Annotated in this window: 20 protein-coding genes; 7 read left to right on the top strand and 13 right to left on the bottom strand. The window is 51.8% G+C overall.

Annotated elements, in window-relative coordinates; all coding sequences use genetic code 11:
- Positions 1–168: 168 nt before the first annotated feature.
- The 3 genes from aspA (at position 169) to pelZ (ending at position 4861) form a co-directional block, all read left to right on the top strand.
- On the top strand, positions 169–1608 hold the full coding sequence (aspA, locus tag OI69_RS18235; RefSeq protein ID WP_039353887.1) for an aspartate ammonia-lyase: 1440 nt from the start codon (positions 169–171) through the stop codon (positions 1606–1608).
- A gap of 677 nt (positions 1609–2285) precedes the next feature.
- Entirely contained in the window at positions 2286–3410 is a 1125-nt protein-coding gene (gene pelC, locus OI69_RS18230; protein WP_039353884.1) for a pectate lyase PelC, read from the top strand.
- A gap of 173 nt (positions 3411–3583) precedes the next feature.
- On the top strand, positions 3584–4861 hold the full coding sequence (gene pelZ / locus OI69_RS18225; protein ID WP_039353881.1) for a pectate lyase PelZ: 1278 nt from the start codon (positions 3584–3586) through the stop codon (positions 4859–4861).
- An 80-nt stretch (positions 4862–4941) separates the two neighbouring features.
- On the opposite strand, the gene ppiA is transcribed toward pelZ, so the two are convergent.
- The 7 genes from ppiA to OI69_RS18190 all read right to left on the bottom strand — a co-directional run bounded on the left by ppiA (position 4942) and on the right by OI69_RS18190 (position 12346).
- Positions 4942–5511, bottom strand: coding sequence for a peptidylprolyl isomerase A (ppiA, locus tag OI69_RS18220; protein ID WP_039353878.1), 570 nt, complete (start codon positions 5509–5511; stop codon positions 4942–4944).
- Positions 5512–5705: 194 nt separating this feature from the next.
- Positions 5706–6482: an ABC transporter ATP-binding protein gene (locus OI69_RS18215; protein WP_039353930.1), complete on the bottom strand. Its 777-nt coding sequence runs from the start codon at positions 6480–6482 to the stop codon at positions 5706–5708.
- A gap of 44 nt (positions 6483–6526) precedes the next feature.
- Positions 6527–7414 (bottom strand): ABC transporter ATP-binding protein, encoded by an 888-nt coding sequence (locus OI69_RS18210; protein WP_080752663.1) that lies wholly within the window; start codon positions 7412–7414, stop codon positions 6527–6529.
- The gene (locus tag OI69_RS18205; protein WP_235319733.1) at positions 7386–8192 is read right to left on the bottom strand and encodes an ABC transporter permease; all 807 of its coding nucleotides are present in this window, start codon (positions 8190–8192) and stop codon (positions 7386–7388) included. Before OI69_RS18205 ends, OI69_RS18210 begins: the two co-directional genes overlap by 29 nt.
- Positions 8193–8305: 113 nt before the next feature.
- Positions 8306–9346 (bottom strand): ABC transporter permease, encoded by a 1041-nt coding sequence (locus OI69_RS18200; RefSeq protein WP_039353873.1) that lies wholly within the window; start codon positions 9344–9346, stop codon positions 8306–8308.
- Positions 9347–9477: 131 nt separating this feature from the next.
- Positions 9478–11088, bottom strand: a complete 1611-nt coding sequence (locus OI69_RS18195; RefSeq protein WP_039353872.1) for an ABC transporter substrate-binding protein — start codon at positions 11086–11088, stop codon at positions 9478–9480.
- A gap of 103 nt (positions 11089–11191) precedes the next feature.
- Positions 11192–12346: a mandelate racemase family protein gene (locus OI69_RS18190; RefSeq protein ID WP_039353870.1), complete on the bottom strand. Its 1155-nt coding sequence runs from the start codon at positions 12344–12346 to the stop codon at positions 11192–11194.
- Positions 12347–12871: 525 nt separating this feature from the next.
- On the opposite strand from OI69_RS18190, the gene OI69_RS18185 reads away from it, so the two are divergent.
- A complete protein-coding gene (locus tag OI69_RS18185; RefSeq protein ID WP_039353868.1) occupies positions 12872–13750 on the top strand; it encodes a LysR family transcriptional regulator in 879 nt (292 codons plus the stop codon).
- Between the two features lie 34 nt (positions 13751–13784).
- Here the strand turns inward: OI69_RS18185 and OI69_RS18180 are convergent, their stop codons facing one another.
- The gene (locus OI69_RS18180) at positions 13785–14741 is read right to left on the bottom strand and encodes a DMT family transporter (protein WP_039353865.1); all 957 of its coding nucleotides are present in this window, start codon (positions 14739–14741) and stop codon (positions 13785–13787) included.
- A gap of 375 nt (positions 14742–15116) precedes the next feature.
- Between OI69_RS18180 and nirB the strand changes: the two genes are divergently transcribed.
- The 3 genes from nirB (at position 15117) to cysG (ending at position 19481) form a co-directional block, all read left to right on the top strand.
- Positions 15117–17669, top strand: coding sequence for a nitrite reductase large subunit NirB (nirB, locus tag OI69_RS18175; RefSeq protein WP_039353862.1), 2553 nt, complete (start codon positions 15117–15119; stop codon positions 17667–17669).
- Positions 17666–18034: a nitrite reductase small subunit NirD gene (gene nirD, locus OI69_RS18170; RefSeq protein WP_039353859.1), complete on the top strand. Its 369-nt coding sequence runs from the start codon at positions 17666–17668 to the stop codon at positions 18032–18034. Before nirB ends, nirD begins: the two co-directional genes overlap by 4 nt.
- A 67-nt stretch (positions 18035–18101) precedes the next feature.
- Positions 18102–19481 carry a siroheme synthase CysG gene (gene cysG, locus OI69_RS18165; protein ID WP_039353856.1) on the top strand — a complete coding sequence of 460 codons (1380 nt, stop codon included), beginning with the start codon at positions 18102–18104 and terminating at the stop codon, positions 19479–19481.
- A 174-nt stretch (positions 19482–19655) separates the two neighbouring features.
- On the opposite strand, the gene trpS is transcribed toward cysG, so the two are convergent.
- From trpS to OI69_RS18140, 5 genes are all read right to left on the bottom strand, one after another.
- Positions 19656–20660, bottom strand: coding sequence for a tryptophan--tRNA ligase (gene trpS, locus OI69_RS18160; protein WP_039353853.1), 1005 nt, complete (start codon positions 20658–20660; stop codon positions 19656–19658).
- Entirely contained in the window at positions 20657–21361 is a 705-nt protein-coding gene (locus OI69_RS18155; RefSeq protein ID WP_039353851.1) for a phosphoglycolate phosphatase, read from the bottom strand. Before OI69_RS18155 ends, trpS begins: the two co-directional genes overlap by 4 nt.
- Complete coding sequence (gene rpe / locus OI69_RS18150) at positions 21354–22031, bottom strand: ribulose-phosphate 3-epimerase (protein WP_039353848.1); 678 nt, start codon at positions 22029–22031, stop codon at positions 21354–21356. Before rpe ends, OI69_RS18155 begins: the two co-directional genes overlap by 8 nt.
- 112 nt (positions 22032–22143) lie before the next feature.
- Positions 22144–22956: an adenine-specific DNA-methyltransferase gene (gene dam / locus OI69_RS18145; RefSeq protein WP_039353844.1), complete on the bottom strand. Its 813-nt coding sequence runs from the start codon at positions 22954–22956 to the stop codon at positions 22144–22146.
- A 79-nt stretch (positions 22957–23035) separates the two neighbouring features.
- On the bottom strand, positions 23036–23626 hold a 591-nt coding region (locus tag OI69_RS18140), incomplete at its 5' end, for an SPOR domain-containing protein (protein ID WP_039353841.1).

Below are 23626 nucleotides of genomic sequence, written 5' to 3'. Positions count from 1 at the left end.
TATTCAACGTTCGTCTGCCCGAGAACTTTTTTAGTCATGATTTTATCAAAATCGTGCGGGGTTTTTATTGCCTGAACAATGCTAGCTCAGGAAACAATAAACCTTACAAATCAAACGTTAATATTAAAAGCATGCCACATACGTCGAACAAGAAAAGGAAGAGAACCCATGTCAAACAATATCCGTATTGAAGAAGACCTGTTAGGCACCCGTGAAGTCCCTGCCGATGCCTATTATGGTATCCATACATTACGTGCCATTGAAAATTTTTATATCAGCAATAGTACCATCAGCGACATTCCAGAATTTGTTCGTGCCATGGTCATGGTAAAGAAAGCGGCAGCGCTGGCAAATAAAGAATTGCAAACTATTCCACGTAAAATTGCCGATACTATTCTTCAAGCCTGTGATGAGGTACTGAATAACGGCAAATGTCTGGATCAATTCCCTATTGATGTCTATCAGGGGGGCGCGGGTACGTCAGTCAACATGAACACTAACGAGGTGTTGGCGAATATCGGTCTGGAGTTGATGGGTCACCAGAAAGGGGAATATCAATACCTGAATCCAAACGACCACCTGAACAAATGCCAGTCCACCAACGATGCTTACCCGACCGGCTTCCGTCTCGCGGTCTACACTTCCATCCTGAAGCTAATCGAAGCAATTACCCAATTGAGTGAAGGATTTGAGCGCAAAGCCAAAGAGTTTGAAAACATCCTGAAAATGGGTCGTACCCAGTTGCAAGATGCCGTGCCGATGACGCTCGGTCAGGAATTCCATGCGTTCAATGTGCTGTTGAAAGAAGAAAACCGTAACCTGCTGCGCACCGCCGAACTGCTGCTGGAAGTGAATCTGGGCGCCACCGCCATCGGTACACGTCTGAACACGCCGGATGAATACCAGAAACTGGCGGTTCAGCATCTGGCAAAAGTCAGCGGCCTGCCTTGCGTACCAGCGGAAGATCTGATCGAAGCCACCTCAGACTGCGGTGCTTACGTGATGGTGCACAGCGCCCTGAAACGCGTGGCAGTGAAACTGTCGAAGATCTGTAATGACCTGCGCCTGCTGTCTTCCGGCCCGCGTACAGGCCTGAACGAGATCAACCTGCCAGAATTGCAGGCAGGTTCATCCATCATGCCAGCCAAAGTTAACCCGGTTGTACCAGAAGTGGTGAATCAGGTGTGCTTCAAAGTCATCGGTAACGACACCTGCGTCACAATGGCAGCAGAAGCGGGTCAGTTGCAGTTGAACGTGATGGAACCCGTTATCGGACAGGCAATGTTTGAATCCATCCAAATTCTGTCCAGCGCTTGCTACAACTTGCTGGAGAAATGCGTCAACGGCATCACTGCCAACAAAGACGTGTGCGAAGCTTACGTTTTCAACTCTATCGGTATTGTGACTTACCTGAACCCATTCATCGGCCACCACAACGGCGATATCGTTGGAAAAATCTGTGCAGAAACCGGTAAGAGCGTGCGTGAAGTCGTGCTGGAGCGCGGCTTGCTCACCGAAGAACAGCTAGACGACATTTTCTCCATCCAGAATCTGATGCACCCGGCTTATAAAGCAAAACGTTACACTGACGAAAACGAAGCCGTTTAATTTATCCTTACCTTCAAACCCAAGGTTAACCGCCTTGGGTTTTTTCGTAAAAACGGCTTACAGCACGCCCAACGAGACAGAGTACACGCAAGCGTACCGAGCCAGCGCATATCTAACGTGAAGTTAGACGAACTTATTAATCACTCAATCCTGGATCACTATTTTTATCATCCTGCCAATTCTTAAAGTTTCCTTATTTCCTGACGGAAGTCACAATTATTAAGACACTTATTTAAAAAAATTCAATTTCTCATAGAAACCAAAAAATGGTTAGCCTTATAAAACACCAATACATTGTTAATGCTTAAATGTTTTACATGACACTCATGTAATATATTTATCATCTGAACATTGAATTATTTTGTTTTTATGGTAACACTTAATTGGGGATTCAATAAACCCTGATTTCATTTTTATTGAAACGATAGATCATGTAATTTTATTTATGTGGATCATATACACCCTAAATAATTCAAGTTTCAGAATACAACGAACTCGTTTTGAATAACGTGAAACGTTAGCCCTTTAGGGCGATGCTCAGCTACGCGCATCGTAATGCGGCCAGCGGAGGACAAATTCATCGAGAGCAAATTTGGCCACCCAACGCCTCTGTAACTTGACGTTATGACAGGTATAAAAACCCAAACAAAAAATTCTATTCCAAGGAGAGTACCCTAATGAAATACCTACTGCCTTCTGCAGCCGCTGGGCTGTTATTACTCGCGGCTCAACCGACAATGGCAGCAAATACGGGGGGTTATGCCACCACTGACGGTGGTGACGTTGCCGGTACTGTGAAAAAAACGGCACATTCCATGCAAGACATCATTGATATCATCGAAGCCGCAAAGCTGGATTCCAACGGTAAGAAAGTCAAAGGGGGCGCTTATCCGCTCGTCATCACCTATGACGGTAATGAAGATGCGCTGATCAAAGCCGCAGAGAATGATATCTGCGGCCAGTGGAAAAAAGACGCACGCGGTGTGGAAATCAAAGAGTTCACGAAAGGGATTACCCTCATCGGAACCAATGGTTCTTCCGCTAACTTCGGCATCTGGATGACAAAATCATCCGATATCGTCATCCGTAATATGCGTTTTGGTTACATGCCGGGTGGGGCACAAGACGGCGACGCGATCCGTATCGATAACACGCCGAACGTCTGGATTGACCACAACGAGATCTTCGCAAAAAACTTTGAATGCGCAGGTACAAAAGACGGTGATACCACATTCGAATCAGCGATTGATATCAAGAAAGCCTCGACCAACGTCACGGTATCGTACAACTACATTCACGGCATCAAAAAAGTGGGTTTGAGCGGCTTCAGCAGCAGCGATACAGGCCGTGACCTGACTTATCATCACAATATCTACGACGACGTTAATGCTCGTCTGCCGCTGCAACGTGGTGGCAAGGTTCACGCTTACAATAACCTGTATACCGGCATCACCAGTTCTGGCCTGAACGTGCGCCAGAACGGGATTGCGCTGATTGAGCGTAACTGGTTCGAGAATGCGAAAAATCCGGTCACTTCACGTTATGATGGTTCCAACTTCGGTACGTGGGATCTGCGTAATAACAACGTCATGAGTCCAGCCGACTTCGCTAAATACAACATCACCTGGGATGTCGATTCCAAGCCCTACGTGAATGCGGAAGACTGGAAGAGTACAGGCACATTCCCATCCGTTTCTTATAGTTACTCTCCCGTTTCCGCACAGTGCGTGAAAGATAAGCTGGCGAATTACGCAGGTGTGAACAAAAACCTTGCCGTGCTGACCGCAGCAAGTTGTAACTAATCACGATGTAAAGCGCGCAGGGTAAATAAGCGAGTTGCAGCTCCCATCCTCATTACCCTGTGCTAACAGGCGCCAGCAACCCAGCTTAACCCCCGTCGGTTTATCGTTCGGGTTACACTTGAGCGAGCCATCACGGCTCGCTCATTTTTATCGTTACTATTCAAGGAAATGAAATGAAACATTCTCTTCTGTTCGCCGCACTGTTCAGCGTTGGCGCAGCATTCAGTGTCGGTATACCGATGGCTAGCGCCGCCACACCGGCAGCACCAGAGTTGAAAGGATTCGGAACGGATACCGTCGCAGGCAGCGGTGGACGCATTATTCGCGTCACAACGCTGGCGTCTTCCGGCGCAGGTTCACTCAGGGAAGCGCTCGCCGCCAAAGGGCCACGTATTATCGTTTTTGAGGTTGGCGGCATTATCGACCTGAATAAAAGTGACCTTAGATTAAGCGAGCCGTTTGTCACTATCGCCGGTCAGACCGCTCCCTCTCCCGGCATCACGATTATTCGTGGCGGCATGGGGATTAGCACGCATGATGTGCTCATGCAGCATATTCGTTTTCGCATCGGCGATGCCGGGACGGGTAAAAAAAGCGGCTTTGAACGCGATGTTTCCATCAACGGTAAAGATGCCTACAACGTCGTGATCGACCACTCCAGTTTCGCGTGGGGGACAGACGAAAACCTGTCTATTTCCGGCCCCCGCTACGACGGGCCACAAGGCACCGCGCACCGCATCACGCTCTCCAATAATATCGTTGCAGAAGGCTTATACGACTCCGCCCACACCAAAGGTATCCACTCGATGGGCACGCTGGTTCACGATAACGTGACCGATGTGGCGATTGTGGGCAACCTGTATGCTCACAATAATGAGCGCAACGCCTGGTTCAAGGCCGGCTCAACGGGCGTCATGGTCAATAATCTGATCTACAACCCCGGCATTTGGGGCGTTCGCGTTGGGGGAGTCGCAGGAGAGTGGGAAGGGAAAACCATGCCTGCCAGCCCACGCGTTTCCGTGGCAGGTAACGTGATGCACTATGGCGCAAATACCAAAGCAGGTTTAGGGCTGGTAGGCAGCAACAGCTCTGGCGATGTCTGGATGTCGGATAACCTCGCCTATGATGCCAAGGGCAAAGCCGCGCCGCAAACCTCAGGCAGTGGGATTAATTTACTCAAGGTGTCCCCTATTTGGCCAACAGGTTTAACGGCATCACCTGCCAGTGCGGTCACCAATCAGGTATTGCAAAGCGCAGGCGCACGCCCTAAAGATCGTGATGCTGTCGATAAGCGTATCGTGGAGAATTTCAAACAGCGCAAAGGCAGCTTCCTGAACAGTCAGGAAGAGGTTGGCGGCTATCCCGTGGCAACAGCAACCTACCGGCAACTGAACGTGCCGAGCACTGGCGTGGATGCCTGGCTACAGCAGATGGCAAAAGCGCTGGAATAACGCAGCCGCCAGGGCGTTAAGATCGCAAAAGGCCACATCTGTGGCCTTTTCATATTCTCAGCGCTTTTCTCTCTTACCAATCAGGGCAGCACTTTTGCTGACTGAATCACAACTGGCGTTGTCGGCACATTCTGGTAAGGCCCGACGTTCTTGGTTTGTACCTGAGAAATCTTATCAACGACCTCCATGCCCTTTACCACTTTACCGAACACTGCATAGCCAAAATCACGCTGACCATGATCGAGGAAGGCGTTGTCGGCAACGTTGATAAAGAACTGGCTGGTCGCACTGTCTTTGTCAGACGTACGCGCCATGGCGATTGTGCCACGCTGGTTGCGCAGGCCGTTATCGGCTTCGTTCTTGATCGGCGCATTCGTCGCTTTTTGGTTCATTTCGCCAGAAAAACCGCCACCCTGAACCATAAAACCGGGGATCACACGGTGAAATGTCGTCCCGTTGTAAAAGCCGTTGTTAACGTACTCGACGAAATTTTTTACCGAAATCGGCGCCTTTTGGTTATCTAAAGACAATTCGATATTGCCTGCGGAGGTGGTCAACAGCACATGCGTTGTGCCGGAAGCCGCAAAGGCAGGAGAAAATGCCGTCAGTGAAATAAGGGCCGCCGCAGCAACCAGAGTACGTTTGAACATGAGGATTCCTTTTTGAAGAGGCTAACTACAGAAAGCGTAATGATTGTAAGTATCCACACTCTTCAACGCTACCCATTTACCTTTTTTTACGAATAAAAGTTTGTTCGTAACTAAATGTGAGCCACAACCTGTATCAAAAATAAAAAAGAGCCGATTGCTCGGCCCTCATGATGAGTATCGCAAAACGTATCGACCTACCCCATGCGCTCTGAACGTATCGCCAGATCGCGGCTGTACTGACGGCTGGCGTCCACCAGCATTGAGGTGTAGTCATCCTTCGGCACATCACTGGTCAGGTCGTCGGTTTCCAGCGTTTCCAGTATCTTGCCGTATTGCATCACCGCCACTTTATGACACAGATGGGAAATGACGCCCAAATCATGTGTCACCATCAGATAAGTTAGTTTTTCTTGCTGCTGCAACTCCATCAACAGATTGAGAATTTCCGCCTGCACCGACACATCCAGCGCCGACGTCGGCTCATCCAGCAGCAGCACCCTCGGCTCAAGAATCAGCGCCCGGGCAATTGCCACACGCTGACGCTGCCCCCCAGAAAGCTGATGCGGATAGCGGCGGCGGAATGACGTCCCCAATCCCACCTTCTCCAGCAAGGTATCGATACGATCGTCACGATCATCAAAGCGGTGGATCGACAGCGGCTCCTCCAGAATCGATTCCACCGTATGACGAGGATGCAGCGATCCATACGGATCCTGAAACACCATCTGCACCTGACGGCAGCGCGCCTGATCGATCCGATGTGCCAATTTCTGCCCGTCGATCAGCAACGTACCTTCCCAATGATTGAATAGTCCGGCCAGACACTTCAGCACCGTGGTTTTACCGGAGCCGGACTCCCCCACCAAACCAAAGATATCGCCATTGTTGACGGTCAGGTTCACATCGTACAGCACCTGATTCTTCGCACTCCCCAGCCCAAAAGAGAGATTCAGGTTATTCACTTCGATCATCGGCGTACGCTGGTTCATTGTTTCCGTTGCCATGATTATCCCCTTTATCCATTGATCCAGGCTGGATCGCGATTCATCACCGGCAAGCGTGGACGTCGATGGTCAATATCCGGCAGCGAATTCAGCAATCCACGCGTATACGGATGCTGGGCATTATCCAGATCGGCGGCGGCGATCGATTCCACAACGCGCCCGGCGTACATCACCAGCACCCGATCGCAAAAGCTGCGCACCAGATTAATATCGTGGCTGATGAAAATCAGCCCCAGACCGCGCTCACTCACCAGATCGTCCAGCATCGCCAGCACCTGCAAGCGCACGGACACATCCAGCGCCGAGGTCGGCTCATCGGCAATCACGATTTCAGGTTCAGTAATCAACATCATCGCAATCATGATGCGCTGCCCCTGCCCGCCCGAGATTTCATGAGGATACAGATGGTATACGCGCTCTGGCTGACGAATACGTACCACGTCCAGCATCGCCATGACCTTTTCCTTCGCCTCACGGTGCGACACTTTATGGTGCGCCAGATAGGCTTCGGCAATCTGGTCGCCGACGCACACCACCGGATTCAACGAATATTTTGGATCCTGCATAATCATGGAGATGCGCTTGCCGCGAATCTGACGCATCCGCGCTTCATCCGCTTTCAGCAGATCGGTATCGCCGAAACGCAGTTTATCCGCCGTAATCCGCGCGCTGTGCGGATGCAATTGCAACAGCGCACGGCCAACCGTCGATTTGCCGGAGCCGGATTCACCGACAATCGCCAGCTTTTCGCAGCCAAGCGTGAACGACACGCCGCGCACGGCATCGGTCACGGCCCCGCGGTTCACAAAGCTTACCCGCAGATTTTCCACTTCCATCAGGGGCGAGCTTCCCGCTACACGTTGAGAAGACTTATTCAGTTCTGGGATCGAGGATGTCACGTAGGCCGTCTCCAAGGAAGTTGAACGCCAGGCTGTTAATCAAAATCGCCAGCCCCGGAATAGTTACTAACCACCAGCACTCCATCATGTAACGACGACCCGCAGAGATCATCGCGCCCCATTCAGGATCGGGCGGCTGCGCCCCCAATCCCAGAAAACCCAGACCCGCGGCCGTCAGAATGATGCCCGCCATATTCATGGTGATACGGATAATCACCGATGGCAGACACAGCGGCACAATGTGATGCAGCAGGATGCGGATAGACGATGCCCCTTGCAGCTTCACGGCGGAAACAAAGTCTGCGTGACGCAGCGACAGCGTCTCCGCCCTTGCCAGACGAGCAATCGGCGGCCAGGCCGTCAAGGTAATGGCGATCACCACATGCTCCAGACCGGGGCCAAGTGCCGCCACGAACGCCAGTGCCAACACCAGACTGGGGAAAGAGATGAAGATATCGGTGATACGCATCAGGATGGTATCGACGATACCGCCGTAATACCCCGCTATCACGCCCAGCGCCAGCCCGATAGGCCCGACGGTGACGGACACCAACGCCACGATATACAGCGTAATACGCGAGCCATAGACCAGGCGGCTAAATACATCGCGCCCAAACTCATCGGTGCCAAAATAGTGCGCCGCACTTGGCGCCTGTAACGCGTTGGCTAAATCTTGTGCCAGCGGATCATGTGTCGCGATCCACGGCGCAAAGATGGCAACTAGCATCAACATCAGCACAATCGCAGAACCAATCGCGGTGAGCGGATTGCGCAACATCGTCAATAAAAACCCGCCGATTCGCGCCCCGCGTAACCGCAGACGGCTCGTGCGTTTTTCCGGCGATGTCCGTACTAGCGACTCACGACGGACTGACGGCTCAGAGGAAATATTCATGCGTTCGTCCTCGGATCAAAGATTTGATACAACATGTCCGACAGCAGGTTAAGCGTCACGAAGATCAACCCGACCAGCAGCACACATCCCATCACCGCGTTCATATCTCCCAGCAGCAAACTGCCTGTCAGATAGGAACCAAAGCCCGGCCATGAGAAGACCGTTTCGATCAGCACCGCGCCTTCCAGCAGCGAGCCATACGCCAGCGCCACCACCGTCAGAAGCTGAACCAGAATATTGCGAAACGCGTGCGCCCAGACAACGCGGAATTCAGACAGCCCTTTCACGCGCGCGGTAATAATGTATTCCTGTGAAAGCTGCGCCAGCATGAAGCTGCGCGTCATACGGCTGATATAAGCCAGTGAATGGAAACCCAGAATCGTGGCTGGCAACACCAGATGGTTCAGTGCGCTGCGAAACACCTCCCATTCGCCCGCCAGCAATGCATCCAGCAGTAGCAGACCGGTACGGTTCTCCACCAACCCGTCGTAGGCCATATCCACCCGTCCGGCACCACCGACCCAGTTCAACCAGGCATAAAACACCAGCAGTCCCATCATCCCGACCCAGAATATCGGCGTGGAGTAACCGGCAAGGCTGATAAAACGCACCACATAATCCGCCCACTTGCCGCGTCGTGCCGCAGCCAGCACGCCTAGCGGCACGCCCAGACCGGCACCGACAATAATCGCCATCGTCGCCAGTTCAACGGTCGCGGGGAAAACACGGATAATGTCATCCATCACTGGTCGTCCGGTCAGGAGCGCATTGCCCAGATCCCCATGTATCAGCGAGTTGAAGTAAATAAAGAACTGCACATACAGCGGCTTATCCAACCCCAGTTGTTGGTAAACCTGTTGATAGGTACTTTGGTCGGCATCCTGTCCGACAATCGCCAGAACGGGATCGATGGGCATCACGCGGCCGATCACGAAGGTCAGGATTAATAATCCGAACAGCGTGACGACCACCTGAAACAGACGTTTTGCCAAACGACGCAGTACCCCACCCGGCTTGATCCAATCAGAGAAAACCATGTTCTTTCTCCTGATATTCCGCTTAGCGGCGACAGCAACTCACCACTCACGCGGTTATCTCTTTTAACGTATCTGATCGGGATGGGTAGCCGAGAACGTATCGGCTACTCATCCGGTTGAACGTGTGGAAACTAGCGCTGTTTATACACCTCGCGCAGATGCGTCGTAGAAGACGGATGCGGCACATAGCCTTTCACGTCCTTACGCAACACCACAGAATCGATCATCTGCGATACCGGAATAATGGCCGGGAACAGTTCTTCATAGCGATTCTGTACATCGATATACATCTGCTTTTGTTTCTGAGGATCTTTCTCCAACAGCGCCTGATCGATCATGTCGTTCAGCGGCTTGTCATAGAAAGAGGTGCGCCAGCCCTGGAAGTTGGTCAGTTTGGCTGCATCGCTGTTATCCGGGTTATAGACCACAGAACGCAGGCTGGAGTGAGGATGCGGGTCAACGCCGCCGCCGCCGCGGCCCACCAGCATATCGAAGTTACGATCGCGCATCGCACCGTAAACCTGATTACCGGTGCCGGAGATGATTTTGGCTTTGATACCGGCCTGTGCCAGCGTGGACTGTACCGACGTCGCCAGATTCAGGAACGGCTGATCGGACAGGACGCGCAGCGTGGTTTCAAATCCATTGGGGTAACCCGCTTCGGCCAACAATGCCTTGGCGCGCGGTACATCCAGTTTGTAGCCAGGATCCGGCAACGTCACATCCATCCCTTTCTGGATGGGACGCTGATGATAGAAACCGTAGCCGGGCATCACCGTCTTATTGACGCCATCGTAATCAATCAGGTAACGCACGGCTTCACGCACTTTCGGTTTCGCGAAGTATTCATTTTTCAGACTCATTGCCACGTAGTACAGCGTGCCTTTTTTCACCTCATCAACCACAACGTCTTTATCTTGTTTCAACGCGTTGATATCCGGCACCGACATGCCAGAGGCCACGTCAATATCGCCTTTTTCAATCATCAGACGCAGCGCCTGTGATTCGGTCATATGACGGAAAATCACGCGCCGCATTTTTGCGTCGCCCTGCCAGTTGTTCTCCACTTTGCTAATGCGCAGCACGTCTTTCGCCTGCCACACGTCCAGCTTAAACGGACCCGAACCGGCTTCATTAGTGGTCAGCCAGCCGTTACCCCAGTCACCATTTTTATCGTGCTGCATGACGGTTTTGCTATCCAGCACCGAACCGCTCCCCAACGTCGCCAGCGAATAGATCACCAGTTTGGGGTCGTTTGGCTTCGGCAGTTCGATTTCAACGGTGTGAGCATCTTTGGCGCGGATCATTTTCTCCACGTTTTCCGCAGTGAAGCCGTAGGATTTCCACGTCGTGGCCTGTGCCATGTTGAGGCTAAGCAGACGTTTCATCGACCAGGCAAAGTCTTGCGCCGTCACGGGGTTGCCGGAGTGGAATTTGGCGTTATCCACCAGATTAAACGTGATGATCTTACCGTCATCACTCACGCTCCAGCTTTTCGCCAGAGAAGGCAGGACGTTACTCAGATTGGCGGGATCCAGCACCACCAGCGAGTCATAGAGGTTAACGATAATGCCCACCACTTCGTTACCGGTCATGGCAGCCGGATCGAGTGAGAGCATGTTGTTCATGTTCATCCCAACAATCAACTGATCGTCAGGGGTTTTTGCCGATAGAATGGCCGGCGTGGCGGCCATACAGAGTGAACCTAACAGCAGGGTACGGAGTATTGCTCGTGCTTTCATCATTATTCTCCAGGTGTGGGAGCATGGAAGACGACAACTTTTTATTTTTTAGGTAAGGCTATCTTTCAGATCGAACAAAAAACGCTTCATATACAACAAAACGCTATTCTTTACTTAGGGTGTGCTCCTCAATCCAGTCAAAATTGATATCTTCGCCCAGTCCCGGACGTTGCGGCAGATGCACAAAACCGTCGTCATCCATCGGATCGACAATCGCGTTCAGATACGCAGCGGGTTCGTCGTAATCGAGGAAAGGGTGCAGCAGACCGCGCTCATACCAGCGGCAGTTTTTGATCGCCCCCACAACGTTGAGGTTTGGTGCGCCGTTGCCGTGAACTTCACAGTCCATTCCGAAAGATTCCGCCAGGCTCGCGACTTTCATACACGGCCAGAGGCCACCTACACCTTGCACACCCGCACGTAAAATGTCACAGGCGCCTTCTTTAACCCAATCAGCACGGCTGAAGTATTTACCTGACAGGCTTTCCGGCCCGATAACATCGATATCCAGGCTCTTGGTCAGCCAGCTATAAGATGCCATGCTCTGCTCTTCCATCGGTTCTTCAAACCAGGTGAAATCAAGCTTTTGCAATTCACGGCCGATGTACAGTGCATCGCTGCGGCTGTACCAGTGGTAGCCATCCAGCATCAGGCAGATATCCGGGCCAACGGCTTCACGCACCGCCGCACAGGCTTTCACATCCATTTTTGGGCTAGGCGCGAACGAGACTGGCGGCATCCAGGTATGCAGCTTGATCGCCTTATAACCGCGCTGCACCAGCTTTTCAGCAAACTGGCCATATTCCTCTGGCGTCGATAAACCGCCTTCCAGCTCATCGCCACACATGGTACTGCCGTAGGCGGGAACCTTTTCACGATAGCCGCCAAGCAGTTTATGCACGGGCATGTTCAACACGCGACCTTGCAGATCCCACAATGCGGATTCCACAATCGACAACGCGCGATCGGTCAATTGGTTAGCGCTACCACGCTGCCAGTGCACCAAATCTTGCCATAGGCGCTCACGATCGAACGGGTTCTGACCAATCAGTACCTTACGGAAGAAAGCATTAACGATATGAGGACGAATCACTTCCGGCGGAGCGAAAGCGTAACCTTTTTGACCGTCATCCGCCGTGATGGTTAATAGCGCCATCTTGGCCTGATTCTCGGCTCCCGGATGTGAATGACCCGCACTGTCGGAAACCCGACGCGTGGGATAAGTAAAAACGGTGACATCAATTGACTCTATTTTCACGTTGTTACCTGCCTTGATGTTTAACACAACTCATGTACACGATGACGAATGTCAGCCACATTAATCATTAAAGAATAAACTTCGCTAACGTGTTGGGATGGATAGATAAAAAGCACCACTATTCTTCTGGTACGACCTGATAAGTCGATCAATGTCACAGAAAGGAAATAACGTGCTAATTAAAAAAAAATGGTGTTTTATTTTCAATTATTAAGGTTGTTACGCCGTTAGTCATTAGGCAATTTCTTTCATATGAAGAAATTATGCCGTGGATAACTGTGCAAATGCCCATAAGGCTGTGAGCATTATCACCAGAAGATTTCATAGCCTTATTAAATGAATGGATAATTTTTCGTTTTATTTTTGAGCGACAGAGGGCACTGATGGTGAAGTGTGTTGTGATTCATCGATGACATGACGGATTCACACTGAGCGTATAGATATGTAAAAAAATAAATATTAATGTAAGGCACGCGTGGTAAAACGGGTCATATAGCTTCTTAACCGGATTAAGCAGGAAATTTAATGGATCTAAACCAGCTCAGAACCTTTGTGACCGTGGCGGAAACAGCGAGTCTGACTCGAGCAGCCAGTCTTCTGTTTCTGAGTCAGCCAGCCGTGAGCGCTCATATCAAGTCGCTCGAGACGGAATTTAATGTCAGGCTTTTCAGACGTACCCCACGAGGTATGGAGCTGACTGCGTCCGGTATAATCATGCGGGATGAAGCCCAGCTTGCGCTTGATGCCGCCAGCAAATTCGTGAGTAAAGCTCGCTCGCTGCACACATCTGGAACTTGTGCGCTTGGTACTATATCCGTGCCCTTGATCCTCAACCTCCCACGGGTACTTTCTCAGTTGCGTCAGCAACACCAAAACATCAGTCTGACACTTAGGCAGGACATTTCCGGCCATATCGTTGACGCCCTGCTCGCAGGTGAACTAGATGCCGGCTTCGTTATCGGAGAAGTGAATGAAGCTCGACTGGGTATGATCGCCATCTCACCAATCACCCTGTGCCTCGTCGGCCCCTGGGCTTGGAAAACTCAGCTTAAGACGGCTGGATGGCGACAGATCCAAGAATTACCCTGGATTGCCACGCCAGAAAAATGTTCTTTCAACACGATTGCGAAAGATTTTCTGGGGAGAAATGGAGTGAGTGCACTGCCAGCCATCGTCGCCGATCAGGAAAAAACACTCGCGGAACTGGTTGGTATGGAAGCAGGGATCACACTGATGCGCGAGGATATTGCCTTGATCCTTCAGGATAACGAAGAACTGTATATTTGGCCTGGAGATAAAACAGTAAGCCAGCTCTGCTTTATGTGGGATCGTGAGAAAGAAACATCGCCCGTTGTCGCAGCGCTAATCAATACGGTGAGGGATATCTGGCAGATACCTGTTTAAGCTCTACCCATCAGGGTAGAGCTGGAGATGTCCTTTACCGACGGGCTGCTGAGATTTTTAGCGCAGCGGTCTGTAGGGAAAGTTTACGCTGGCAGAGATTATTTAGCACTAACGCCGCCGCAGTAATCGTAGCACCAACGATCTGTACGTGTGTCGGTACTACGCCATTCAGTGCCGAAACAACAAACGCAGTCACAGGCACAATGTCCATAAATAGCACGCCATTATTAGGTGTAATGATACGGTTACCGATGTTCCAGCACAGTACCGCCATCAGCCCCGCAACCAACGCCATATAAAGCAGATGTGGGATCACCGATGTGATCGCGGTAATACCCGGTACGGTAATGGTGCCCGTGACCATCAGCAGTAAATCCGTAGCGACCACGCTTACCATACCCAGCAACGTGGTCAACGTGGTATAACGCACCGGACTCCAGTCAGGGAAATAGCTTACGCCAATGGTGTACAGCACCCAGCAAAGTGCGCCTGCAATCAATAATAAGTTGGCAGTCAAACTAACCGGAGAGTGAAGAACCGCAGCGACATCACCATCGGTGATAACGAGTACGACTCCACTGAAAGATAATAGGATAAATACAAAAGTGCTGGCTTTCGGGCGAACCTTTTTCAATGCCCAGAGGGTAAGAAGCCCCAGCATCGGCATGGTTGCCATCATGATGGACGCGGTAAGCGCACCGCCAGGGCCTGCAAGATGCTGACCGAGAAACACCAGGAAACCGAATCCAGCAAACCCTAAGGTTCCGAACAACCAGGCCAGCCCCCACCGTTCTCCCTTAAGTCGGAAAGCGGCGGGGCCTTCCCAGAACAACAGCAACAGCGCGAAGGCAATGCCCGCAATACCATAACGGAGCGTCGTAAAATTAAACGGATCGATCTGAAGCAGGGCCTGCGTCATAATGGGAAACATGGCTCCCCATGACACGGTCGCCATCAAACAACAAAGCAACCCTTTCAGATAAACATTCATGTCAGCCACCTTCATTTTATATTCAGAAATACATCGTAGACATTGTGTATTTATATTTTCATAAGGGATGCGGAATAACTATTCGTGAGTTTTTATTCCGGTATCAGGAATACTGATACCGGATATTCACGCCGTCTCTAATAGGCCAGCGCAGAGGTATGATCACAGCAGTACCAGCAATCTAACCAAAAGCGTGCTATAGGTCTCATTTTTGCCAGAGACTAAAACCCCAATAAAAACCATGACTTAATAAAAAATAAGTAAAATCATCAACATACCTATAAAGTAGTATGCAAAGAACTCTTTGATGTACATCAATAAGCGCCCTCGGTGGAACGCTAAGGTAACCTCAGAAGAAGCAATTTTGAGGCAAAAATGAGCAAAGTCAGACTCGCTATTATCGGTAACGGGATGGTTGGCCACCGTTTTATCGAAGAGTTGCTGGATAAGGCCCCGACATCCACCTACGAGATTACCGTTTTTTGTGAAGAACCCCGTGTCGCCTATGACCGTGTACATCTTTCTTCCTACTTCGCTCACCACACCGTAGAAGAGCTTTCCTTAGTACGCGAAGGCTATTACGAAAAAAATGGCGTTAACGTGCTGCTAGGTGAACGCGCTATCACCATCAACCGCAGCGAAAAAGCCATCCACTCCAATTCCGGTCGTACCGTGTATTACGACAAGCTCATCATGGCAACCGGATCCTACCCTTGGATCCCTGCAATCAAAGGCTCAAACGGGCAAGACTGTTTTGTCTACCGCACCATTGAAGATCTGAATGCTATCGAAAATTGCGCCCGCCGCAGCAAGCGTGGCGCGGTCATCGGCGGCGGGCTGTTAGGGCTGGAAGCGGCGGGTGCGTTAAAGCAGCTTGGCGTAGAAACGCACGTCATTGAGTTCGCCCCGGTGCTGATGGCGGAACAGTTGGATGCGCAGGGCGGCACCCTGCTACAGCGCAAGATTGAAAACATGGGTGTGCGCGTGCATACCAGTAAGAACACGCAGGCTATTCAGCATTCCGGTTTAGAAAATCGCAAGACGATGGTGTTTGCCGACGGCAGCACGCTGGAAGTCGACTTTATCGTGTTCTCTACTGGTATTCGCGCACAGGACAAGCTGGCACGCCAGTGTGCGCTGGAGATCGGCCCGCGCGGTGGTATCTCGATTAACGACTGGTGCCAAACCTCCGATCCGGATATCTACGCCATCGGCGAATGTGCCGCCTGGCAGGGCAGGCCGTTTGGTCTGGTCGCGCCTGGCTACAAAATGGCGCAGGTTGCCGTCGACCACCTGTTAGGGCATGAAAACCGCTTTCAGGGCGCCGACATGAGCGCCAAGCTCAAGTTAATGGGCGTGGATGTCGGCGGGATTGGCGACGCACACGGCCGTACGCCGGGTTCTCGCAGCTACATGTGGCTGGATGAAAACAAAGAAACCTACAAACGTCTGATCGTCAGCGCCGATAATAAAACGCTGCTCGGTGCCGTGCTGGTCGGCGACACGCGGGATTACGGCAACCTGCTGCAATTCATGCTGAACAAAATCCCCCTGCCGGACTCCCCTGAAGCCTTGATTCTTCCTGCGACGGCTGGCAGTGCGAAGCCAACGTTGGGTGTTGATGCGCTGCCGGAAAGTGCGCAAATCTGCTCCTGTTTTGATGTCTCCAAAGGCGACATTATCAAGGCGATTAACGGCGGCTGTCATACCGTTGCGGCGCTAAAGGAAACCACCAAGGCCGGCACCGGCTGCGGCGGTTGTATTCCGCTGCTCACGCAGGTGTTAAATGCGGAACTCAGCAAGCAGGGGATTGAAGTCAACCATCACCTGTGCGAACACTTTGCCTATTCGCGTCAGGAGTTGTACCACCTGATTCAAATCGAGAAGATCAAAACGTTCGATCAACTGCTGGAGAAACACGGCTCAGGCTACGGCTGTGAAATCTGTAAACCCACCGTCGCATCCCTGCTGGCGTCCTGCTGGAATGAATATGTACTCAAACCGCAACACACGCCGTTGCAAGATTCCAACGATAATTTCCTCGGCAATATTCAAAAAGATGGCACTTACTCCGTAATCCCGCGCTCCGCTGGCGGGGAAATCACCCCGGATGGCTTGATCGCCATTGGCCGCATCGCGAAGCAATATAACCTGTATACCAAAATGACTGGTTCTCAGCGCATGGCGCTCTTTGGCGTACAGAAAGACGACCTGCCTGATGTGTGGGCGCAGCTCATCGAAGCCGGGTTTGAAACGGGTCATGCTTACGCCAAGGCGCTGCGTATGGCAAAAACCTGCGTCGGCAGCACCTGGTGTCGCTTTGGCGTCGGCGACAGCGTCGGCTTTGGCGTCGAGCTGGAAAACCGCTACAAGGGCATCCGTACCCCGCATAAAATGAAATTCGGCGTCTCCGGCTGTACGCGGGAATGTGCGGAAGCACAGGGTAAAGACGTGGGGATTATCGCTACCGAAAAGGGTTGGAACCTCTATGTATGTGGTAACGGCGGGATGAAACCACGCCACGCCGACCTGCTGGCAGCCGACTTAGATCGCGAAACGGTAATCCGCTATCTGGACCGTTTCATGATGTTCTACATCCGCACCGCCGATAAGCTCCAGCGTACGTCCGTTTGGCTGGATAACCTTGAAGGCGGCATCAACTATCTGCGCAATGTGATTGTGAAAGACAAACTGGGCATTAACGATCAGCTTGAAGCCGATATCGCACGGCTGCGTGAGGGCTATATCTGTGAATGGCAGGCGACGTTGGAATCCACAGAAGCACAGAAACGCTTTGCCCACTTCATTAACAGCCCAGAACGTGATCCAAACGTGCAAATGGTGGCGGAACGTCAGCAACACCGTCCGGCGCGCCCTGCCGAACGCATTCCGATGAAACAGATTGAACCAGAGGGGGAAAGCGTATGAGCCAGTGGACGACCGTATGTAAGTTAGACGACATCCTGCCCGGCACCGGTGTTTGCGCACTGGTTGCACAGCAGCAGATCGCCGTGTTCCGCCCCCGTAACGACGAACAGGTTTACGCCATCAGTAATATCGATCCGTTTGCACAGGCTAGCGTATTAAGCCGTGGGATAGTGGCCGAACATCAGGATGAGCTTTGGGTCGCAAGTCCATTGAAAAAGCAGCATTTCCGCCTTTATGATGGTTTCTGTCTGGAGGATGAAGCCTATTCTGTTGCCGCTTATGATACTCAGGTTACCAACGGTAATGTGCAAATATCTATCGCAGACAGTAACGTAGCGGTTGATAATAGCCAACCATTACCCTAGCCCGCATGGGCTGTGTCCTGTGTACCACGCAGGACACTCCACAATCTGAGTTTTCAAGAGGCGTTACATGGATTACCTGCCAATATTCTGTCAGCTACACGATAAACCTTGTCTGTTGGTAGGAGGCGGTGAAATCGCCGAGCGCAAAGCCCGACTGTTATTGGACGCTGGCGCAGTGATTACCGTCAATGCGCTCGATTTTAACGATCAATTTCAGGCGTGGGAGCAAGATGCTCAACTAACGCTGGTACATGGCACCTTCGATCCCGCGCTGCTGGACGAGGTGTGGCTGGTGATTGCCGCCACAGACGATGAGGTCGTCAACAATCATGTTTACGCCAGTGCCAGCGCGCGCCGGATTTTCTGTAACGTGGTCGATTCCCCCGAACGCGCCAGCTTCATTATGCCGTCGATCATTGACCGATCTCCGCTGATGGTCGCGGTATCCTCTGGCGGTTCCGCACCCGTTTTGGCTCGGTTACTGCGGGAAAAGCTGGAAAGTATTCTGCCGCAAAACCTCGGTAAGCTGGCAACTTACGCGGGCGAATTGCGCAGCCGGGTAAAACAGCGCTTCTGCAAGATGAGCGCACGCCGTCGCTTCTGGGAAAAACTTTTCGTACACGATCGGCTGGCGCAGGCGCTGGCAAGTGAAGACACGCAGCGCGTTCAACAACTGACGGAACTGCTGTTCTCCGCTCCGCTGGACGATCGGGGTGAAGTAACGCTGGTTGGTGCAGGGCCGGGGGATGCAGGGTTACTGACGTTGAAAGGTCTACAGCATCTACAGCAGGCCGACACCGTCGTTTACGATCGGCTGGTATCGAAAGAGATCCTCAACCTGTCACGCCGTGACGCCGAGCGTATCTTCGTCGGCAAAACATCGGGTTATCACAGCGTTCCTCAGGATCAAATCAATCAGCTATTAGAAGAAAAAGCGCGGGCTGGCCATCGTGTTGTCAGGCTCAAAGGCGGTGACCCCTTTATCTTTGGCCGTGGCGCTGAAGAGCTAGAACATTTGCAGCAGGCGGGCGTGCCTTTCTCTGTCGTACCCGGAATTACCGCCGCGTCAGGTTGCTCCGCCTACAGCGGTATCCCGCTCACCCACCGCGATCACTCACAGGGCGTCAGGTTGATTACCGGACACGTTAAACACGATACCGATCTGGACTGGTCCAGCCTCGCCGCAGAAAAGCAGACGCTGGTATTTTATATGGGGCTTCAGCAGGCCGAGTACATTCAAAATCAGCTCATCGAGCAGCAGTTACCGGAAACCGTGCCTGTCGCCATTATCGAAAACGGCACCTCAACCAAACAGCGTGTCCTGAGTGGTCAGCTTTCCCAACTGAGTGAATTAGCGCAACAGGCCAGCAGCCCGAGTTTGATCATTATCGGCAACGTCGTCGGCCTACGGGAAAAATTGAACTGGTTCTCTGACCAGACAGCATAAATCTCTGCCATTTCCCTTAGATTCCCGCTATCCACCTGCCGGATAGCGGGAACGCCCGATTTCAGTGCGCATCATTATCAAATAGCATAATAATTCGCCATTCTTAACGTATCTTCTCTTACACAACATCACTGTTTCGATGATGAAGACCGTAACGGGCGGCGCGATTAAGGCTTACGGACGAGAAACAAAGCCAACGGCGTCGTAAACTTTCTTCAGCGTTTCCTGCGCACGGGCGCTGGCTTTTTCAGCCCCTTCACGCATCACCTGTTGCAGGAAAGCCTCATCGTTACGGAAACGGTGATAGCGTTCTTGCAGTTCAGACAACATACCGGATACGGCATCCGCTACTGCGCCTTTCAGGTGACCATACATCTGGCCGTCAAACGCTTGCTCCAACTCAGGAATCGATTTTCCCGTCACGCCAGACAGAATATCCAGCAGATTCGATACCCCGGCTTTATTCACCACGTCGTAGCGAACGACTGGCGGCTCGTCGGAATCGGTTACCGCGCGCTTGATCTTTTTCACCACCGCTTTCGGATCTTCCAGCAGCCCGATAACGTTGTTGCGGTTATCGTCAGACTTGGACATTTTCTTGGTCGGCTCCAGCAGTGACATCACGCGCGCGCCCGATTTAGGAATGAACGGCTCAGGCACTTTGAAAATGTCGCCATACAGGCTGTTAAAGCGCTGACCAATATCACGGCTCAGTTCCAGATGTTGCTTCTGATCTTCGCCCACCGGCACCTGATTCGTTTGATACAGCAGGATATCCGCCGCCATCAGCACCGGATAATCGAACAGACCCGCGTTGATGTTCTCTTCATAACGTGCGGATTTATCCTTGAACTGCGTCATGCGGCTCAGTTCGCCGAAATAGGCATAGCAGTTCAGTATCCAGCTCAGTTGACTATGCTCAGGCACATGGGACTGAACAAAAATGGTGCTCTTTTTCGGATCGATGCCACAGGCCAGATAAAGCGCCAGCGTATCCAGCGTCGCTTTTCTCAGCGCCTGCGGATCCTGACGTACCGTGATGGCATGCAAATCCACGATGCAATAGATGCAATCGTAGTCGTCCTGCATGTTGACCCACTGACGTAACGCCCCCATGTAGTTACCAATGGTCAATTCACCAGACGGCTGCGCACCGCTAAATACAATGGGCTTGCTCATACTAAGGGTTCCTGATTGTGTGAAGAAGAATGCCCGATCAGGGGCAAAATATCGGCAAAACGATCCAGAACAACGTCCGGCTGACTCAGCGCGATCGCTTCACCATAGTTATAACCATACGTCATACCGACACTACGACAATCCGCCGCCCGTGCCGCCTGAATATCATTGCGGGAATCGCCGACGAACAACAGTTCGCTGGCACGCAGCCCCAGCTTACCGAGCACCAGATAGAGCGGCGCGGGGTGAGGCTTTTTCACAATGACGTCATCGCCACCGATGATCAGCGAGAAATAGTCAGCGATCCCTAATCCAGCCAGCAACGGCGCAACAAACGGCGAGGGTTTATTGGTCACCACCGCCATCGGAACCCCTTGCTGTGCCAGTTGTGCCAGCGTCTCTTTGACCTGTGGAAACAGCGTGCTCCCGCTATCTACCGTTTGCGCATAATAGTGATCAAACCGTGCGCGGGTTTCCTGCAAACGTGCGGCCGTTGGCTCCACGCCAGCCCAGCGCAGCGCACGTTCCACCATGACATCCGCACCGTTACCAATCCAGGTAGCGACATTGGCTTCACCCGCAGCAGGTAATGACTCCGCTACCAACGCCCGATCAATCGCCGCCGCCAGACCCGGAACACTGTGAACCAACGTGCCGTCCAAATCAAAAGCCAAGCCGCGAATTGTGCTTAAGTCAATCATGTGTCGTCCTTGATATTTCATTACGCATTTGATCAATGACGGTACGGTAATCTGGGTGACCAAAAATAGCCGAACCCGCCACAAACATATCGGCACCTGCTTCTGCAATCGCACCGATATTCTCCACTTTCACGCCACCATCAACTTCCAGCCGAATGTCGTAACCGCTGTCGTCGATCAAACGGCGAACCTGACGCAGCTTATCCAGCGTACTGGGAATAAAAGACTGGCCGCCAAACCCAGGATTCACCGACATCAGCAAAATGATATCCAGCTTATCCATGACGTAATCGAGGTAACTTAGCGGCGTCGCAGGGTTAAACACCAGACCCGCTTTGCAGCCATGATCTTTGATCAGTTGCAGTGAACGATCGAGATGATCCGTGGCTTCAGGATGGAAGGTGATGAAACTGGCCCCCGCATTGGCGAAATCGGGAATGATACGATCGACCGGTTTCACCATCAGATGAACGTCAATGGGTGCGGTAATACCGTAATCGCGCAGGGATTTCAGTACCAACGGGCCAATCGTCAAATTTGGCACATAGTGGTTATCCATGACATCAAAATGGACCACATCCGCCCCGGCAGCCAATACGTTAGCCGTATCTTCACCAAGACGGGCAAAATCAGCCGACAAAATGGACGGTGCGATTAAAAACGGTTTCATTCATTTCTCCAAACGATCAAGTTTGAATGCCTGCGGGTAACCTCCTCCCGGCTAATGACGCCACTCAGACGACATTAGCCGATTCACCGCGCTCTGTTTGCCCCACACGGATTCACCGATAGAGGGCTAATAACTCGTTTACTTTACTACGCCCTAAAATATTACGGCTAATCGTTCTGCGCGCTTTAACCACATAAAGCACCGCTTCCTGATACCATTCACGAGTCAGCAAGGTGTCATGATTGGAAATCAGCACGGGGATCTGGCTTTCTACGGACAAACGGTGCGCCAATTGCGCCAAACTTTGCTGGTCAGCATGGCTGAAATTATTCGTGTGATAGGCCGTAAAATTCGCGGTAGCAGATAGCGGCGCATAAGGCGGATCGCAATAAATAACCGCCCCCTTCTCTGCTTTTTCCAGCGTGTCCTGATAATGTTCACAGACGAAGGTGGCATTCTGCGCTTTAAAGGCGAACCAGCGAATCTCTTCTTCAGGGAAATAGGGCTTCTTATAGCGCCCAAAAGGTACATTGAATTCACCGCGCATGTTGTAGCGGCACAGGCCGTTATAACAGTGGCGATTCAAATAGAGAAACAGCAGCGCCCGCCGATAGGCATCGCCGCAAAGGTTAAACTCGTCACGCAACAGATAAAACGCCTCAGACGTATTCACCTCTTCCGTAAAAAGTTTACGGGCATCGAGAACAAACTCATCGGCATTCGATTTGACGATATTGTACAGGTTAATCAGGTCGCTATTAATATCAGCCAGTATGTAGCGTTCGTATTCCGTATTCAGAAACACGGAACCCGCGCCGACAAATGGCTCGATAAGACAGTCTCCTGCGGGTAAATAGCGACGAATTTCTTCTACCAGCGGATATTTACCACCAGCCCATTTTAAAAAAGCGCGGTTCTTCTTCATGCCGTCGTTAGTTACTCATACGTTTCAGAGCCGCGGATTGTACTCTGTGTCAGACAGCACATCAGGGCTAAAATTGGTGTTACTTATTCAAGTCCTGCTTCACCTGACGGATCGGCTTAACCCATGGTTTTTTCGCTTGGACTTCTGCGGGCAATCCAGCAATTGCCTGTTTCGCCTCCGCAGAAGAAGCATAGACCCCGGTCACTAACACATACCAGGATTTTCCGTCTCGTTTGGTTTCATACACCCACGCATGGGTGAGATTGTTCTGTTTCGCGTAAGCTTTCAGCGTGTCGGCGCGTGAAGCACTGCTCAGTTGCAGCGTAAAGTGACTCGCTGGCGCATTCTGTACGGAAACGTTCTGTCCGGCAGCCGCAGGAGCAACCTTGGTGTTAGTCGCAGGCTTGTTGCCGACGACTGGCGTTTTCTGCGTGCTATTCGCAGCAGGCTTCGCGTTGTTACCCGCATGAGCAGGCGTCGTATTATGCGTATTTTTCGCTGATGAAGTCGCAGGCGTTTTTCCCGTTGCCGCCACCGTCGCAGGCGCAGTCGGCAACGTCGAGTTTCCTGTCGCCCCTTGAGAGAACTCACTCACAGGCCCTTGCTGTTGCGACAATGCATCCGTGATATTGCCCGGCAACTCAATACGCTGCTGACCCGCCACTGGCGG

Origin of the sequence: Pectobacterium fontis, from assembly GCF_000803215.1 — a bacterium.
Lineage (GTDB): Bacteria > Pseudomonadota > Gammaproteobacteria > Enterobacterales > Enterobacteriaceae > Pectobacterium > Pectobacterium fontis.
Note: the sequence above shows the minus strand (reverse complement) of the source record. Positions and strands in the feature narration are given on the sequence as shown.